The 15,371-nt window shown below is 67.0% G+C and carries 13 protein-coding genes and 1 pseudogene; 7 read left to right on the forward strand and 7 right to left on the reverse strand.

What is annotated here, in order from left to right:
• Positions 1-17: 17 nt before the first annotated feature.
• Positions 18-650, forward strand: a pseudogene (locus A5785_RS12580) (TerD family protein); the annotation flags it as partial.
• Between the two features lie 21 nt (positions 651-671).
• Here the strand turns inward: A5785_RS12580 and A5785_RS12585 are convergent.
• Positions 672-1,370: an LURP-one-related/scramblase family protein gene (locus A5785_RS12585; RefSeq protein WP_231895467.1), complete on the reverse strand. Its 699-nt coding sequence runs from the start codon at positions 1,368-1,370 to the stop codon at positions 672-674.
• Between the two features lie 9 nt (positions 1,371-1,379).
• Between A5785_RS12585 and A5785_RS12590 the strand changes: the two genes are divergently transcribed.
• Both A5785_RS12590 and A5785_RS12595 read left to right on the forward strand, forming a co-directional pair.
• Positions 1,380-1,754, forward strand: coding sequence for a YidH family protein (locus A5785_RS12590; protein ID WP_049699251.1), 375 nt, complete (start codon positions 1,380-1,382; stop codon positions 1,752-1,754).
• Complete coding sequence (locus tag A5785_RS12595; protein WP_064866768.1) at positions 1,751-2,089, forward strand: DUF202 domain-containing protein; 339 nt, start codon at positions 1,751-1,753, stop codon at positions 2,087-2,089. Before A5785_RS12590 ends, A5785_RS12595 begins: the two co-directional genes overlap by 4 nt.
• A 115-nt stretch (positions 2,090-2,204) precedes the next feature.
• Here the strand turns inward: A5785_RS12595 and A5785_RS12600 are convergent, their stop codons facing one another.
• The 5 genes from A5785_RS12600 to A5785_RS12620 form a co-directional block, all read right to left on the reverse strand.
• The gene (locus A5785_RS12600) at positions 2,205-2,954 is read right to left on the reverse strand and encodes a DUF429 domain-containing protein (RefSeq protein ID WP_064866770.1); all 750 of its coding nucleotides are present in this window, start codon (positions 2,952-2,954) and stop codon (positions 2,205-2,207) included.
• Between the two features lie 2 nt (positions 2,955-2,956).
• Positions 2,957-4,258: a TrpB-like pyridoxal phosphate-dependent enzyme gene (locus A5785_RS12605; RefSeq protein WP_064866772.1), complete on the reverse strand. Its 1,302-nt coding sequence runs from the start codon at positions 4,256-4,258 to the stop codon at positions 2,957-2,959.
• 127 nt (positions 4,259-4,385) lie between these two features.
• Positions 4,386-6,806 carry a phosphoketolase family protein gene (locus A5785_RS12610; RefSeq protein ID WP_049699247.1) on the reverse strand — a complete coding sequence of 807 codons (2,421 nt, stop codon included), beginning with the start codon at positions 6,804-6,806 and terminating at the stop codon, positions 4,386-4,388.
• 157 nt (positions 6,807-6,963) lie between these two features.
• Positions 6,964-8,226 carry a DNA polymerase IV gene (dinB, locus tag A5785_RS12615; RefSeq protein WP_064866774.1) on the reverse strand — a complete coding sequence of 421 codons (1,263 nt, stop codon included), beginning with the start codon at positions 8,224-8,226 and terminating at the stop codon, positions 6,964-6,966.
• A 54-nt stretch (positions 8,227-8,280) separates the two neighbouring features.
• Positions 8,281-9,087: an IclR family transcriptional regulator gene (locus A5785_RS12620; protein WP_064866776.1), complete on the reverse strand. Its 807-nt coding sequence runs from the start codon at positions 9,085-9,087 to the stop codon at positions 8,281-8,283.
• Positions 9,088-9,260: 173 nt separating this feature from the next.
• On the opposite strand from A5785_RS12620, the gene dhaK reads away from it, so the two are divergent.
• The 4 genes from dhaK (at position 9,261) to A5785_RS12640 (ending at position 14,436) form a co-directional block, all read left to right on the forward strand.
• Positions 9,261-10,250, forward strand: coding sequence for a dihydroxyacetone kinase subunit DhaK (gene dhaK / locus A5785_RS12625; protein WP_049699241.1), 990 nt, complete (start codon positions 9,261-9,263; stop codon positions 10,248-10,250).
• Positions 10,251-10,265: 15 nt separating this feature from the next.
• Positions 10,266-10,910: a dihydroxyacetone kinase subunit DhaL gene (dhaL, locus tag A5785_RS12630; RefSeq protein ID WP_064866777.1), complete on the forward strand. Its 645-nt coding sequence runs from the start codon at positions 10,266-10,268 to the stop codon at positions 10,908-10,910.
• Positions 10,907-13,390: a phosphoenolpyruvate--protein phosphotransferase gene (ptsP, locus tag A5785_RS12635; protein WP_064866779.1), complete on the forward strand. Its 2,484-nt coding sequence runs from the start codon at positions 10,907-10,909 to the stop codon at positions 13,388-13,390. Before dhaL ends, ptsP begins: the two co-directional genes overlap by 4 nt.
• An 83-nt stretch (positions 13,391-13,473) precedes the next feature.
• Positions 13,474-14,436 (forward strand): aldo/keto reductase, encoded by a 963-nt coding sequence (locus tag A5785_RS12640; protein ID WP_064866781.1) that lies wholly within the window; start codon positions 13,474-13,476, stop codon positions 14,434-14,436.
• 9 nt (positions 14,437-14,445) lie between these two features.
• Here the strand turns inward: A5785_RS12640 and A5785_RS12645 are convergent, their stop codons facing one another.
• Positions 14,446-15,108 carry a class I SAM-dependent methyltransferase gene (locus tag A5785_RS12645; RefSeq protein ID WP_064866783.1) on the reverse strand — a complete coding sequence of 221 codons (663 nt, stop codon included), beginning with the start codon at positions 15,106-15,108 and terminating at the stop codon, positions 14,446-14,448.
• Positions 15,109-15,371 lie beyond the last annotated feature (263 nt).

A 15,371-nucleotide genomic window follows, 5' to 3' on the forward strand; every position in this document is an offset into this window, starting at 1 on the left:
GATGTGTATAAGAGACAGCCCCACCACAGCCTGCCCCACCGCAGCAGCCTGCCGAGATCAGCCTGTCCAAGAACAAGCGCGTCAACCTGGCCAAGGGTCAGAAGGTGACGTTGCGCAAGGATGGCGGCGTCGCGCTCACCCAGGTCCGCATGGGACTCGGATGGGACCCGGTCAAGCAGCGTGGCTTCTTCGGCGGCGGGTCGCAGAGCATCGACCTCGACGCATCGGTGTTGATGTACTCGCGCGGTTCGCTCGCCGAGACCGTCTTCTTCGGCCATCTTCGGAGCCGGGACAACTCGATCGTCCACTCCGGTGACAACCTGACCGGTGCGGGCGAGGGCGACGACGAGGTGATCCGAGTCAACCTGCAGGCGATCCCACCGCAAATCGACAATCTCGCGTTCATCGTGACGTCGTACCGCGGGCAGACCTTCGAGGCGATCGACAACGCCTTCTGCCGACTCGTCGACGACACGACCGGCGCCGAGTTGGCGCGCTTCACACTGCAGGGCGGTATGCCGTTCACCGGCGTGCTCATGGCTGTGATGTCGCGCAGCGGCGGGGACTGGAAGATGCGCGCCGTCGGCGACGGCTTCAAGGCCAAGACCCCGCGGGCTGCGGAGAAATACCTCGGCCGCTACCTGGAGTAGGGCTGCGCGGGCGCGCAGCGGTCACATCGTTGCCGCCGATGAGCTGGCGGCGTCGGCGCGAACGCGGTCGATGGCGACGACGAGCGAGATGATCATCGCTTCGAGCGCGTCGTCGAAGATGTCGACCTCGTAGGTGTCGCCCCAGCTGAGCCACTTCTTGCGAATACTGGCGACCCGCTGACCACTGCGCGAAACGTCGAAGTTCATGTCCCACCAGTCACCGGAGACATCCAGCGCAGCACCCTCGATGAAGTACTTCGGCTTGAAGCTGAACTCCTTGCGGATCGTCGCGACCTCGATGCCCTGCATCTCGACCGTGAACCGTGGCAACAGACTGAACGCGGTCTTCGTGATCTCCGCGATCGGAGCGCCTGCTCCATCGGTCACGGTGAAGCGCTTCGGCACCCGCATGAAGCTGCCCTGCACGTAGTAGCGCGGTTGCTCGGACTCGCCGAACACCGTGAACTTCTCGCCGACCGAGAAGACCTTCTGCTTGATGTACAGCCTCGACACGATGCACCCTCTTCCGCCGTACCGCCCACCATAGCGACGCCCGAGAATCCCGAGTGGGCGCTTCGGAGCGTCGACTGGGCGCTCGAGACTGTCGAGTGGGCGCTCGAGACTGTCGACTGGGCGCTCGAGAGTGTCGACTGGGCGCTCGAGAGTGTCGAGTGGGCGCTTCTGAGCGTCGAGTGTGCGTAGGCCGACGCGATCAGCCACAGTGGGAAGGTGCCCGACAACGCCACGAACGAGTCATCCGTCGCGCCACCGCGCGAGCCCGATTACCGCTTCACGCTCGCAAATGAGCGCACGTTCCTCGCGTGGCAACGCACGGCCCTCGGACTCCTCGCCGCCGCGATCGCTGCGTTGCAGTTCCTGCCCGATCCGACGCACCCCGCGTTTCGGTACGGACTCGGACTGGCTCTCGGACTCCTCGCCATCGTCGTGTCAGCGGGCGGCCTCATCCGGTGGAAGCAGAACGACGACGCGATCCGACACGAGCGGCCACTGCCGAGAAGCTCGCTGATTGCAGTGCTGGGTGTCGCATTGACGGTGATCGCAGCGGCAGCGGTCATCACAGCACTGATCGTCGCGCGACCATGAGCGACCGGTCCGACTCCGCGATGCGCGCCGGATTGCAACCACAGCGCACCGACCTCGCTTGGAGCAGAACGTCATTCGCGATTCTCGTCAACGGTCTTCTCGTCGCCGGTCGCGAGGTGTTGCGACCGAGTTCGTCTCCGACGCCGCTGATTTATGCGCTGTGTGCCGTCGCGGCCGTCGCCTCCGTCGTGGTTGCCGTCATCGGACGTCGACGTCGGCGAGTGCTCGGCGAGCACTCCGCCCCGCTCCACCGCTCGGACACAGCGGCCATCATGACGACGGCTGTCGCGGTGCTGACGACGATCGTCGTGCTTCTCACCGCTGCGCTCGTATAGGAAGGGTCGACGGAGTAGTCGGCCGCGAACTTCCGGTTGCCCAGACGCTCGGATTCCGCGCCTGTGGGCAACCGCAACCGGGGCTCCTACCTAGATACGACGACGCTCGCGCGGGTTATCGCAGGTCGTCGAGCGTGCCCGTCGGAACGTGAATCCAGCCCTCGCGGTGGGCGATCGGTACGTCATCCTCGTCCGGAAGCGCAGTGCCCCCGAGACTTGCCGCACGGGCGATGAGTGCGGTGACGACGGCGTCGAAGGCGTTGTCGTTGACGGCCATGAGTGCAGAGTGTGACCCGAGGTCGAGCCACGGTGCCGCCGCTCGCAGGTCGTCGACGAGTCCGGCGAGCACGGCACGACGCGTCGAGCGCTTGTATCCCCGCGACGTCAGTCCCCAATGTTTTAGTGCGCCAGCGGGATACGCCTCGACGGCCCAGCCGTCGACCCGGTCCGACACAGCGAGGTCGGCAAGCAGACCCGCGCAGCGAAACGCTACGTGCGCGATCTGATCCGCGGATACGCTGAGCGGTCGCCCGAGTCCGTGCTCGACGAGGTAGGAATCGGTGCGTCGGTATGCGAGGGGGCGACGTGACGCGATGTCGTCGAGCTGCGACTTCTTCGGTGTGTCGCCCCGGTGGTGGGCGCTGACGAACTCGACGAAGGCGTCGGGCCACCCGAACGGCGAGTCGATGCCGCAGCGATCCGCGCCGTCGACGAGCGCACGGATCGTCGAATCGTCTGCGGGAGTCACCAATTCGCTTAGCACAGCCGAATACCCACTACCTTCGACGTCGTGTTCACGCCATTCGACGACGGCGACTGCGGTCGACGCGGGCGAGGCAGAGAGGTCGACGCCCGCGGTGATCACGCTCAGATCTTTCCGTCGAGGAACTCCGCGTAGGCAGGAAGGTCGAGTTGACCATGACCCGACAGACCGATCACGACGACCTGCTCGGCAGGGTTGTCGGCGACGTGTTGGGCACACGCGGCGATGGCGTGTGTCGACTCGGGCGCGGGCACGATGCCCTGCGTGCGCGCGAACTGCACGCCGGCGGCGAACGCGTCGTGCTGATCGATTGCCACTCCCTGCACCAGGCCCTGCTCGACGGTGTGGCTCAGCGCGGGCGCCATACCGTGGTAGCGCAGGCCGCCTGCATGGATGGGATCGGGCACGAAATCCATTCCGAGAGTGTGCATCTTGAGAAGTGGAGTCAGTCCCGCGACGTCGCCGTGGTCGTAGCGGTACTCGCCCTGAGTGATCGACGGGCACGCAGAGGGTTCTGCGGCGACCACCCTCGGGTTCGACCGACCGTGGATCTTCTCGCGCAGGAACGGGAACGAGAGACCAGCCAGATTGGAACCGCCACCCGCGCAACCGAATACGACGTCGGCACCACCGGGTTCGACGGCGACGAGCTGTTCGACGGCCTCCTGACCGATCACACTCTGGTGCAGCACAACGTGATTGAGTACGCTGCCGAGCGCGTACCTGGCGTCGGGGTCGTTGGCTGCGACCTCGACGGCCTCACTGACGGCCATCCCGAGACTGCCCGTGGTGTCGGGGGTCTTCGCGAGAATCGCGCGGCCCGACTCGGTCAGCGTCGACGGGCTCGAGTGAATCGTGCCGCCGTATGTGCGGATCAGGTAACCGCGGTATGGCTTCGATTCGTAGGAGGCGCGCACCTGCCAGACCTCGACGTCGATGCCGAACTGTGCACCCGCGAACGCGAGCGCACTGCCCCACTGGCCGGCTCCGGTCTCGGTGGTGAGCTTCCGGACGCCGTCGACGCTGTTGTAATACGCCTGCGCAACAGCGGAATTGGTCTTGTGCGAGCCGACGGGGCTGACTCCCTCGTACTTCACGTAGATTCGCGCGCCCGTGTTGAGCGACTCCTCGAAGCGTCGCGCACGGATGAGCGGCGACGGCCGCCACATCTTGTAGATCTCGCGCACCGGTTCGGGGATCTCGATGTACGGCTCCGTCGAGACCTCCTGCGCGATCAGTCCGCTCGGGAAGAGCGCGACGAGATCGTCGGGCCCGACCGGCTCCTTCGTGCCCGGATGCAGATGCGGCGGGATCGGCTCGGAGAGCTCGGCCGCAAGGTTGTACCAGTGCGTCGGCACGTCCACGGTGATGAGGTCCGGGTTGCTTGCGTCCACGTGCATCGTCATGCGGACACTCTAGTCCGCGTGCGGGCCGCGCCGCGGGCGATGTCGGCGCTCGGCGTCGGGCCGGGTGGTTGGGCCCGCGCACGGCTGCTCGACGTCGGGTGGCGCGACCACCCGACGTCGGGCGCGCCTAGTCCCGTGAGCCGCTCGGGGATGACCACTTCCAGTCGCGCACCTCGGGGAGGTCCTCGAAGTGCTCGCGGACGTAGTCGTGGTGGCGGGCGAGCTGGTTGTTGCAGTACGCCACCAGCTCCTCGGCCTTCTCGGGCGCGCGGCGTGCTCGACGCAGCGCCTCGATCACCAGGTGGTAGCGGCTCATCTTGTTGAGCACCACCATGTCGAACGGTGTTGTGGTCGTGCCCTGTTCGGAGAAGCCGCGCACGTGGAAGCGTCCCGGATGGGTACGCCCGTGCACCAACTGGTGGATCGCGCGCGGGTAGCCGTGGAAGCCGAACACCACGTCGACGTCGCGCGTGAACAGCTCGTTGAACTTGTCGTCGGAGAGTCCGTGCGGGTGATCGTTCTGCGGCAGCAGCACCATCAGGTCCATCACGTTCACCACGCGCACACGCAGATACGGCACCCATTCGCGCAGCAACTGCGCGGCGGCGAGGATCTCCTGCGTCGGAACGTCGCCCGCGCTGGCGAGCACGATGTCGGGTAGCTCGCCCTCGACATTCTCGGTGCCTGCCCAATCCCAGATCGACGCTCCGGCGGCGGCCTGCTTGTTGGCCTCCTCCAGCGAGAGGTACTGCAGATGCGGCTGCTTGTCGACGACGATCAGGTTGACGTGATCGCGGCTGCGGAAGCAGTGATCCGAGATCGACAGCAGCGAGTTCGAGTCCGGCGGCAGCCACACGCGGACCACCTCGGGCGAGAGTGGAAGCACGAGGTCGATCAGTCCAGGGCCCTGGTGAGAGAACCCGTTGTGGTCGTTTCGCCAGCACGTCGACGTCAGCAGGATGTTGAGCGACGCGACGGGCTCACGCCACGGGAGCGTCGCCGCGTGCTGCAACCACTTGGTGTGCTGCACCACCATCGATGCGCTCACCATCGCGAACGCCTCGTAGGTCGCGAACACACCGTGCCGACCGGTCAACGTGTAGCCCTCGAGCCAGCCCTGGCACAGGTGCTCGCTGAGCACCTCCATCACACGACCCGACGGCGAGAGGTTGTCGTCGTATTCGGTGACCGGAAGCTGCCACGCGCGGTCGGTGACCTCGAAGACCGCTCCGAGTCGATTACTCGACGTCTCGTCCGGGCAGAAGAGTCGGAAGGTGCCTCCTCCGTCGGCGTCGGAGTTCTGCGTGTAGATGTCGCGCATGAACTCGCCGAGAACACGGGTCGTTTCGAACGAGACGTCGCCCGGTTCGGGGATGTCGAGCGCGTACTGCTCGATCGGTGGCAGTCGCAGCGGCGAGAGCAACCGTCCGCCGTTGGCATACGGCGTCGCACCCATCCGGAGATCACCCACAGGTGCAAGCGAGGCAATCGATTCGACGATGGCGCCGTTGTCGTCGAAGATCTCCTCCGGCTTGTACGACTTCAGCCACTCCTCGAGGATCGCGAGGTGCTCGGGGTTCTCCCGCACACCCGACAGCGGCACCTGATGCGCCCAGTGCGTGCCCTCGATCTTCTTGCCGTCGACCTCTTTCGGTCCGGTCCAGCCCTTTGGTGTGCGCAATACGATTGCGGGCCAGTGGGTGTCGGGCAGCGTCGACCCGGCGCCGTCGGCGCGGGCCTCGGACTGGATCTCACCGATCCGACGACGGGCCTCCACGATCGCTGCACGCAGATCGGAGAACACCTGAGCCGGATCGTCGCCCTCGACGAACGTCGGAATCCAGCCCTGACCGCGTAGATAGTCGGTCACCTCGGCATCGGTACTGCGGCCGAGGACCGTCGGACCTGCGATCTTCGCTCCATTGAGGTGCAGGATCGGCAGCACGGCGCCGTCGCGCGCGGCGTTGAGGAAGGCGGGAATCTTCCATGATCCCGACAGCGGGCCGGTCTCGGCCTCACCGTCGCCGATGACACATGCGACGGTCAGGTCGGGGTTGTCGTAGGCCGCGCCGGCTGCGTGTACCAGTGCATATCCGAGCTCGCCGCCCTCGTGGATACTTCCCGGGGTCTGCACGCTCACGTGACTGGGGATGCCGCCGGGCGTCGAGAACTGACGGCAGAGACGCTTCACGCCGTCGGCGTCGAGAGAGATCTTCGGGTAGACCTCGGTGTAGGTGCCTTCGAGGTAGGTGTTCGCGACAAGCGCCGGGCCGCCATGTCCGGGGCCGGTGATGTACAGCCACGAACTGTCGGACTCCTTGATGATCCGATTCAGCACCGTGTAGATCGCCGAGAGTCCCGGGCTGGTTCCCCAGTGGCCGAGCAGCCGAGGCTTGATGTGGTCGCGCGAAAGTGGTTCGCGCAGCAAGACATTGTCTTGCAGATAAATCTGGGCGACGGTGAGGTAATTCGCCGCCGCCCACCATCGCAGGTCGGCGTCAAGATCCGCCTGCTCGTACGCGCGCTGTTGGGTGGAGACCTCGGTCATGCGGGTTCCCTTCGAACTCGTCGACTCCTGATGGTGCTCTTATCCATTCCCCCTTCCATCAGTTCTACGCGGACACCAAGCCGCGCGCGCGGCTCTTCACCGTAAATTCGCCCAAGGTGTTACCCAGCGGGCCGTTTCCGAGGTGCAAAGCCGCCACTCAGTCCGGAAGCATCGGGGCGTCGTCGCCGTGGTGGCGCCCCAGGAGTACGCCGCGGGTGACGGCGTCGCGGCCGAATCGCGTTCTCAGATCGTCCATCGCGGTGTCGAGGTGAGCGCCCCGACCGCTGAGTGGACTCGACGCCCCGACAGCGCGCACCCGGCGGTCGGCGGGGTCGGGTTGATCGAAGGGCAGTGTCAGCTGTATCGAGTCACGCTCGTCGAGTCCGGTGAGCGACAACCCGATCAACGTGCAGCCACGGTCGCGGATCACGGGCAGGGCGTCGTCGAGCAATCCACGCGCCGACGACATGATCACGTCGGTGCGATCGGTGACGTCGGAGAGTGTCCGCGATCGGGTTGCACGCGAGAAGTCGTCGAATCGGAGACGCAATACGACTGTGCGACAGACTCGTTCGGCATTGCGGAGGCGACGTCCGAGGCGTTCGACGATCGCGACGACGGTCGCTTCGAGGTCGGCTTCGCTCTTCGGTCGGCGACCGAGCGCTCGTTGCGAACCGATCGACGAGCGTCGACGCCCGGTCTCGACACGACGCGGATCGGTGGCCATCGACAGCGCGAAGAGGTGACGCGCAGAGCCCGGCCCGACGATGTGCTTGAGCGAACGCTCGCCGAGCCGGGCGATCCCGCCGACCGTGGTGACGCCCGCGTCGTGGAGTTTGGCCTCGGTCACCGGTCCGACGCCCCACAGCCTCCGAACCGGCAGCGGGTGCAAGAACGCGATCTCGGTTCCCGGTGCCACTTCGAGCAGCCCGTCCGGTTTGCCGACGGCGCTGGCAACCTTCGCGAGGAATTTGGTGCGCGCAAGACCCACGGTGATCGGCAGTCCCACCTCGGCGCGGACGCGTGTACGCAGACGCTCCGCGATCTCGACCGGCGTTCCCGACACCCGGCGCAGGCCCGCGACGTCGAGGAACGCCTCGTCGACCGAGATGCCCTCGACGATGGGCGTGGTGTCGTGGAAGATCTCGAAGACCGCGCGGCTGGCCTCGACGTAGGCGTCGAAGCGCGGCGGCACCACGATCGCGCGCGGGCACAGCGCCCGCGCCTCGTGGCCCGGCATCGGCGACCGCACGCCGAACGCCTTGGCCTCGTAGCTTGCGGCGAGCACGACACCCCCACCGACAAGCACCGGCCGGCCACGTAGCGCCGGGTTGTCGCGCTGCTCGACCGACGCATAGAACGAGTCGAGATCGGCGTGCAGTATCGACGCCTCGTGCCGCTCGCGTCGCTCGATCCGCATAGAACACATGTTCGCATGCGGGTCTGACTTTTCTCTACGCCAGACCGGTGACGATCAACCCGTGCGAGACCTCCGCCGCCACGCGTCCTTGTCGGTGGCGCGGTCGTCCTGAACCGCGGGAGGCCAGGTGGCAGCGCCCAGCTCGCGCGAGGTGTTGCGGGCGACGTCACGCAGCATGGACGCGACCGACGACTCGAGTGGCCACTGCTCGACGTCGGCGACGACGCCGACAGCTCCGATCGGACCGCCCATCCGATCGGTCAAGACGGCTGCGAGTTCGCACTCTCCGAGCACAGCCTCTTCGACTGACTCGGCGAGACCGGTCGCGCGCACATCGGCGAGCGTCGCGCGCAGGGCCGCCGGGTCGGTGAGGGTCGAGCCGGTCATGTCACGCAGGTCGGCGCCGAGAATGTCGTCGGTCAGCTTGGCGTCGAACGCCATGATGGCCTTGCCCAGCGCCGACGCATGCGCGGGGATGACGATTCCGACCTCGGGCATCTGCCGCGAACCGTCGAGCCTTGGCTGGTGATGGACCACCACGACGTCGTCGATGAGCATCACCGCGGTGCGGACCGCGAGTCCGCTGCGTCGTGCGAGATCCTCGGCCCACGGAGCGATCCGCGCGCGCATTTCGAGGCTGTCGAGGTAGACGTTGCCGAAGGTGAGAACCGCAGGTCCGAGGCGGTAGCGACCCGAGTCGCGCTCCTGCACGACCATCCGGTGGGCGAGCAGCGTGCGGACGATGCCGTGGACGGTCGACGGCGGCAGCTCGAGCCTCTCGGCGATCTGTCCGAGACTCATCCTGTGGTCGCCCGCAAGCACCGTGAGCACGCGGAGCGCGCGGTCTACGGACTGAATCATCCCGACATTCTCGCAGCAATCGCTTCAGCCATCTGCTCGAGGCGAGATCTCCTCGGTTCCATCTGTGAAAAGTATTGCCCGTCACATCTTGTGTGGCGTAGTGTGACGTTTCATTCGATAATGCCGAATGAATCAATCGGCGTCACCGCACGCCCCCGTAGGAGTTGTGGCTCATGAAGAAATTCATCAACGAGCCGGCCGATGTGCTGGCCGACGCACTGCGCGGGGTTGCGGCCGCGCATCCCCGACTGCGCGTCGACCACGAGAACAGGGTGATCTTCCGCGCCGAGGGACCGCGCAGAGGAAAGGTCGGGTTGGTCTCCGGCGGAGGGAGCGGACACGAGCCACTGCACGGCGGCTTCGTCGGTCCGGGCATGCTCGACGCCGCCGCCTGCGGCGAGGTCTTCACATCGCCCGTTCCCGACCAGATCCTGGCCGCCACCAGCGGTGTCGACGGTGGGGTTGGCGTGTTGCACATCGTGAAGAACTACAGCGGCGACGTGATGAACTTCGAGATGGCCGCAGAGCTTGCCGACGTCGAGGTGGTGTCTGTCATCGTCGACGACGACGTTGCGGTCACCGACAGCAGCTTCACCGTCGGTCGACGCGGTGTCGCGGGCACGGTCTTCGTCGAGAAGATCGCCGGGGCGGTCGCCGAGCGCGGCGCCGACCTCGCCGAAGTCGCCCGACTGGCACGCAAGACAGATGACAACGCGCGCACCATGGGCCTCGCCCTCACCTCCTGCACGGTCCCCGCGGTCGGTCACCCGACGTTCGATCTGCCCGAGAATCAGATCGAACTCGGCGTCGGCATCCACGGCGAACCGGGCCGCAAACGCGTCGAACTGCCTTCGGCGAACGAGATGGCGCAGATGCTGATCGATCCGGTTCTCGCAGACCTCGACTTCACCGTCGGTGAGAACGGGGTAGTCCTGCTGGTCAACGGCCTCGGTGGGACACCCCTGATCGAGCTCTATCTGATGTGCGCCGAGTTCTCACGACTCCTCGACGCCGCAGGCATCACGGCAACGCGCACCCTCGTCGGCAACTACGTCACCAGCCTCGACATGGCGGGCTGTTCGGTCTCGCTGCTGCGACTCGACGACGAGCTCACCGAACTGTGGGACGCTCCGGTCGACACACCGAACCTGCACTGGGCTTGATCGAAAGGGCACGTCATGACAACCATCACCACTGACACCATCGCGACCTGGCTCCGTCTGTTCACCAGCGACGTAGTGGCCAACGTCGACGAACTGACCCAACTCGACGCCGCGATCGGCGACGCCGACCACGGATCGAACATGGAACGCGGCATGACCGCCGTCGTCGACGGACTCGCCGACAGTCCGGACCTGCCGGGACCGCTATTGAAGAAGGCCGGCATGACACTCGTCAGCAAGGTAGGCGGAGCCAGCGGCCCGCTGTACGGCACCCTGCTGCTGCGGATGGCGGGCGCCATCGGCGACAGCACGGAGATCGACGACGCAACACTCGCCGCGGCCCTGCGTGCGGGGCTCGCCGGTGTGGTCGACCGCGGGCACGCACAGGCTGGCGACAAGACCATGTTCGACGCACTCAACCCCGCTTGCGACGCCCTCGACGCCGCGCTCGCCGACGGCGCAGCACTGCCGAAAGCACTGCAGGTCGCCGCCGACGCTGCCGCTGCCGGACGCGACTCGACCGTCGACATGGTGGCCCGCAAGGGTCGTGCGTCGTATCTCGGAGAGCGCAGCGTCGGACATCAGGATCCGGGAGCGACGAGCGCGACGATGCTCGTCGACGCACTCGCCGAAGCCGTGAACGCGGCCGGCACGCCATGACCGGGCTGGTGGTCGTCTCCCACAGCAGAGCGCTTGCCGACGCCGCGGTGGCACTGGCATCGGAGATGCTCCACGGATCGACGACGCGCATCGCCGTCGCCGCAGGACTCGACGCCGAGACCTTCGGCACCGACGCCACGGCCATCGTCGACGCGATCGAGAAGGCGGACGACGGCCAGGGCGTCGTGGTGTTGATGGATCTCGGAAGTGCTGTTCTGTCAGCCGAACTCGCGCTCGAACTGATCGATCCGGAGGTCCGCGAGCGCACCATGCTGTCTGCGGCACCACTGGTGGAGGGACTCATGGCCGCGGCCGTGACCGCCGCCTCTGGGGCTTCACCCTCCGACGTCGCTGCCGAGGCGGGGCAGGCGCTGACGCCGAAGCGATCGGCGCTGGGCGTCGAGGATCTGCCGGCGAGTGGTGAGGATATGTCGCCAGGCGGTGAGTCCGCCGTCGTCGAGGTCGAGAACCCGCATGGCCTCCACGCCCGACCCGCCGCCCGATTGGTCACGGAGGCAGGGCAATTCGACGCCGAGGTCACGCTGCGCAACCTCGACACCGGCGCCGGTCCAGCGTCGGCGAGGAGCCTGTCGCAGGTCGCCGGCCTCGCCGTGCGGTGCGGCCAGCACCTCGAGATCGGCGCGAGCGGCCCAGACGCACAGGCCGCCGTCGAGCATCTGACCGCGCTGGCGCGCAACCGCTTTGGCGAGGAGGAAGCCCCCGCCTCTTCCGCAGGTCGAGCTGTCCCCTATGCTGGTCGAGCGTCAACTCCCGCCGGTCGAGCCGCCCCTACCGCTGGTCGAGCTTGTCGAGACCACCCCGCCCTGCCCGCGTCGCCCGGGATCGCGATCGGTCCGGTGTTCACTCCCGCGGTCGTCGACGTCGAGCCCCCGGACGAACAGTTCGACTCCGCCGACGCCCAGTCCGCCAGACTGCGCGACGCCCTCGACGCTGTACGCGCCGACATCGAGAGCCTCCGCGCCACGACGGCACAGCACAGCCCCGCCGACGCCGCCATCTTCGACGCCCACCTGGTGATGCTCGACGATCCGGATCTCGTGGCCGCAGCTCTCGAGCGCATCGAGTCCGGCGTGCCCGCATCGCGCGCGTGGGCGGAGGCAGTGGCGGCCGTCGAAAACGAATGGCGCGCCGTCGACGATCCCTACCTGCGCGAACGCGCCGTCGACGTGCGCGCGGTCGGGCAGCAGGTACTGCGCAAGCTGGCCGGCATTCCGGACGCGACTATCGATGGCACCGGCGTCCTCGTCGTCGACGATCTGCTGCCGGCACAGGCGGCCGTCCTCGACGCCGAGAAGGTCGCAGGCGTCATCCTCGCGGGCGGGAGCCCAACCAGTCACGCCGCAATCCTCGCCCGCGCGCGAGGTATCCCCGCAGTCGTCGCGGCGGGCCCCGACGTCTTGGCCACCGAACCCGGTGTCACCGTCGCCCTCGACGGATCGACCGGCGAGATCATCGTCGACCCTGACAGTCAGACCCTCGAACGGCTACGCGGCGAGGCGTCGCGTGCCGCAGAGCGCGGAGAACTCGCCCGGGCATCGGCGCACGAGTCCGCGAGCACCGCCGACGGCACGCGAATACTGGTGGCAGCCAACCTCGGTTCCGTCGAGGATGCACGCGCCGCCGCCGAAAGCGGCGCGGACGGTTCAGGATTGGTCCGTACCGAATTCCTCTACCTCGACCGTGCGCAGCCACCCTCCGTCGACGAGCAGATCGACACCTACCTCGCGATGGCCGATGCCCTTGGCGGCCAACGCATCACACTGCGCACACTCGATGTCGGAGGCGACAAACCACTACGGTTCGCACCGCAACCCGCCGAAGAGAACCCCTTCCTCGGTCTTCGTGGGCTCCGCCTCGCACTGGCGGAGAAGACCCTCTTCGACGACCAGCTCCGAGCCATCGTCACTGTCGCGCACCAGACCCCGATCAGCGTCATGTTCCCGATGGTGACCACCGTCGACGAGTTACTTACTGCTCGAGAGCATCTCGACGCCGCGATCACTTCCGTCGGACGTGGTGAACCGGCGGGACTCGAGGTGGGAATCATGATCGAGGTCCCCGCAGCAGCCCTCAAGACCGCCGCCTTCGCGCCGCACGTCAACTTCTTCAGTATCGGTACCAACGACCTCACGCAGTACACGTTGGCCGCAGAACGCGGCAACACTTCCGTTGCAGCGCTTGCCGATCCACTCGATCCCGCAGTCGTCACACTGATCAACAGGGTCTGCCGCGGTGCCGGACCCGACCGTCTCGTAGCGGTCTGCGGAGAGTTGGCAGCCGACGAGACGGCAACCGATCTCCTTGTTGCGCTTGGGGTTCGCGAGTTGAGCGTCGCTCCCCGCGCCGTACCTCCGATCAAACAGGCAGTACGTGGTATCGATGTCACGACCAACCCCAGGCTCGTCGAACGGTGCCTCGAAGCCGACACTGCTGCCTCGGTGCGCGCGGCGCTCACCTAGTGAGCAGCGTCGCTCGATAGACTCGAACGCATGCAGGTCATCACGCGAGCGAACACCGTCGACGGGGTTTACGAGGTCGAGAAGTGACAACACCAAGTGCCACAATCGGACTGGGCCTGGCAGCCGTCGGCCGTCCGGCATACATCACGACGGGCCGAGACTACGACCTCGGCGACGAGCGCAGCATCGAGGACATGCGTGCGCGCACGTACGCAGTGCTCGACGCCGCCTACGCCGACGGGGTGCGCTACCTCGACTGCGCGCGGTCGTACGGATTGTCGGAGCAGTTCCTCGCGGACTGGTTGAGTGATCGACCCGACGTCGACGACGTGGTCGTCGCCTCGAAGTGGGGTTACCGCTACGTCGGCGAATGGGAACTCGACGCCGCGGTCCACGAGGTGAAGGACCACAGTCTCGGCGAGTTCGTCGACCAGTGGACGGCGAGCCATTCGATACTCGGCGAAGCACTCTCCATCTACCAGATCCACTCACTGACACCCGACAGCCCGGCACTGAGCAACCCCGCACTGCTCGACGCTCTCGCCCGAGTGCGCGACGACGGCTACCGCATCGGCTTCTCGACGTCGGGTCCGTCGCAGGCCGGCGTTGTGCGACAAGCGATCTCGATCGAGATCGGTGGGGCGCCGCTCTTCAGGGTCGTCCAGTCGACGTGGAATCTGCTGGAGACGTCGGTGGGACCAGCGCTGGCGGAGGCCGCGGAGGCGGGCCTGTCGGTGGTCGTGAAGGAGGGCATGGCCAACGGTCGGTTGGCGCCCGGCGTCGACGACGATTCCGACGCCCGACGCGCCGTCGACCGTGTTGCGGCCGAACTGGATGTGCCCGCCGACCAGGTCGCGTTGGCGGCCGCGCTGGCCCAGCCGTGGGCCGCATACGTGTTGTCGGGTGCGGTGAGCGTCGAGCAGGTCGACAGCAACGTCGCCGCGAACACCGTGACACTCGAACCCGCAGTCCTCGCGGAACTCGTCGCGCTGCCCGAGCCGCCCGCCGACTACTGGTCGAAGCGGTCGCAGCGCGACTGGAGCTAGCGCTGACTGCTATCGGGCTGGCAACCTGCGCGCATGCAGCACCACGTCGTCGATGTGGTGCCCGCCGCCCGCGGGGATGCCGCGCGGACGAGTCTCATGGGTGAGGATCTCCCAGTCGCCTTCGTTGGATTCACCGTCCGTGGACCGGCCCTCGAGCAGGGTCGCGATGTCGTCCGGTTGCACGTAGTCGGCGGGGTCGAATCCGTGCGCGCGCACACCTTCTGGCGCGTGTGCCACCACCAGCAGTGAGCCGCCCGGCCCGACAGCGTCGACGAGTTTCTGTGCCACCGCACGGTTTTCGGCGAGGATGGGGAAGTAGTGCGCCGCGACAAGCCCGAAGTCGCGACCCGGGACGTCGTCGACGACGAGATCTGCTTGCAGCCAGGTGATCTCGGGTCCGGGGAAGCTCCCCCGGGCGCGGTCGACGGCGACCTGCGAGATGTCGATCGCAGTGACCTGCCAGCCGCGCTCGGCGAGCCAACGGGCATCGGCGCCTTCACCACTTCCGACGTCGAGCGCGGTGCCCGGCGCGAGGTCGGAGGCCTCCGCGATCAAGGAGGGATTCACGTTCGACGTCCAGAGGCGCTCGGTGTCGGCGTACCTCGCGTCCCACTCGGCCGCCGTGTGCGGGTTCTGGTCGCCTGTGTTCTGCTGACCGTGTGCAGTGCTCATGCGTCGAGCGTGGCACGGCCGCCGCGCGGCGTCGAGCAGCGTTGCGCCGGAGGCAAGAAGTGGTCTCGACAGGCTCGACCAGCGGGGTGGGCTCGACCAGCGGGGTGGGCGCTCGACCAGCTCGACCAGCGGGGTGGGCGCTCTGTCTCTTATACACATCTCCGAGCCCACGAGACTAGCGCTCAGCTCGTATGCCGTGTTCTGCTTGAAAAAAAAAAGGGGGGGGGGGGGGGGGGCGGGGGGGGGGGGGGGGGGGGGGGAGC

Origin of the sequence: Gordonia sp. 852002-50395_SCH5434458 (assembly GCF_001665905.1) — a bacterium.
Classification (GTDB): domain Bacteria; phylum Actinomycetota; class Actinomycetes; order Mycobacteriales; family Mycobacteriaceae; genus Gordonia; species Gordonia jacobaea.

Excerpts from the sequence above, each read along its gene's own strand:
- A5785_RS12595 (WP_064866768.1), top strand. The coding sequence starts at position 1,751 with ATGAGCGACCGGTCCGACTCCGCGATGCGCGCCGGATTGCAACCACAG.
- A5785_RS12605 (WP_064866772.1), bottom strand. The coding sequence starts at position 4,258 with ATGACGATGCACGTGGACGCAAGCAACCCGGACCTCATCACCGTGGAC.
- A5785_RS12610 (WP_049699247.1), bottom strand. The coding sequence starts at position 6,806 with ATGACCGAGGTCTCCACCCAACAGCGCGCGTACGAGCAGGCGGATCTT.
- dinB (WP_064866774.1), bottom strand. The coding sequence starts at position 8,226 with ATGCGGATCGAGCGACGCGAGCGGCACGAGGCGTCGATACTGCACGCC.
- A5785_RS12620 (WP_064866776.1), bottom strand. The coding sequence starts at position 9,087 with ATGATTCAGTCCGTAGACCGCGCGCTCCGCGTGCTCACGGTGCTTGCG.
- dhaK (WP_049699241.1), top strand. The coding sequence starts at position 9,261 with ATGAAGAAATTCATCAACGAGCCGGCCGATGTGCTGGCCGACGCACTG.
- dhaL (WP_064866777.1), top strand. The coding sequence starts at position 10,266 with ATGACAACCATCACCACTGACACCATCGCGACCTGGCTCCGTCTGTTC.
- ptsP (WP_064866779.1), top strand. The coding sequence starts at position 10,907 with ATGACCGGGCTGGTGGTCGTCTCCCACAGCAGAGCGCTTGCCGACGCC.
- A5785_RS12645 (WP_064866783.1), bottom strand. The coding sequence starts at position 15,108 with ATGAGCACTGCACACGGTCAGCAGAACACAGGCGACCAGAACCCGCAC.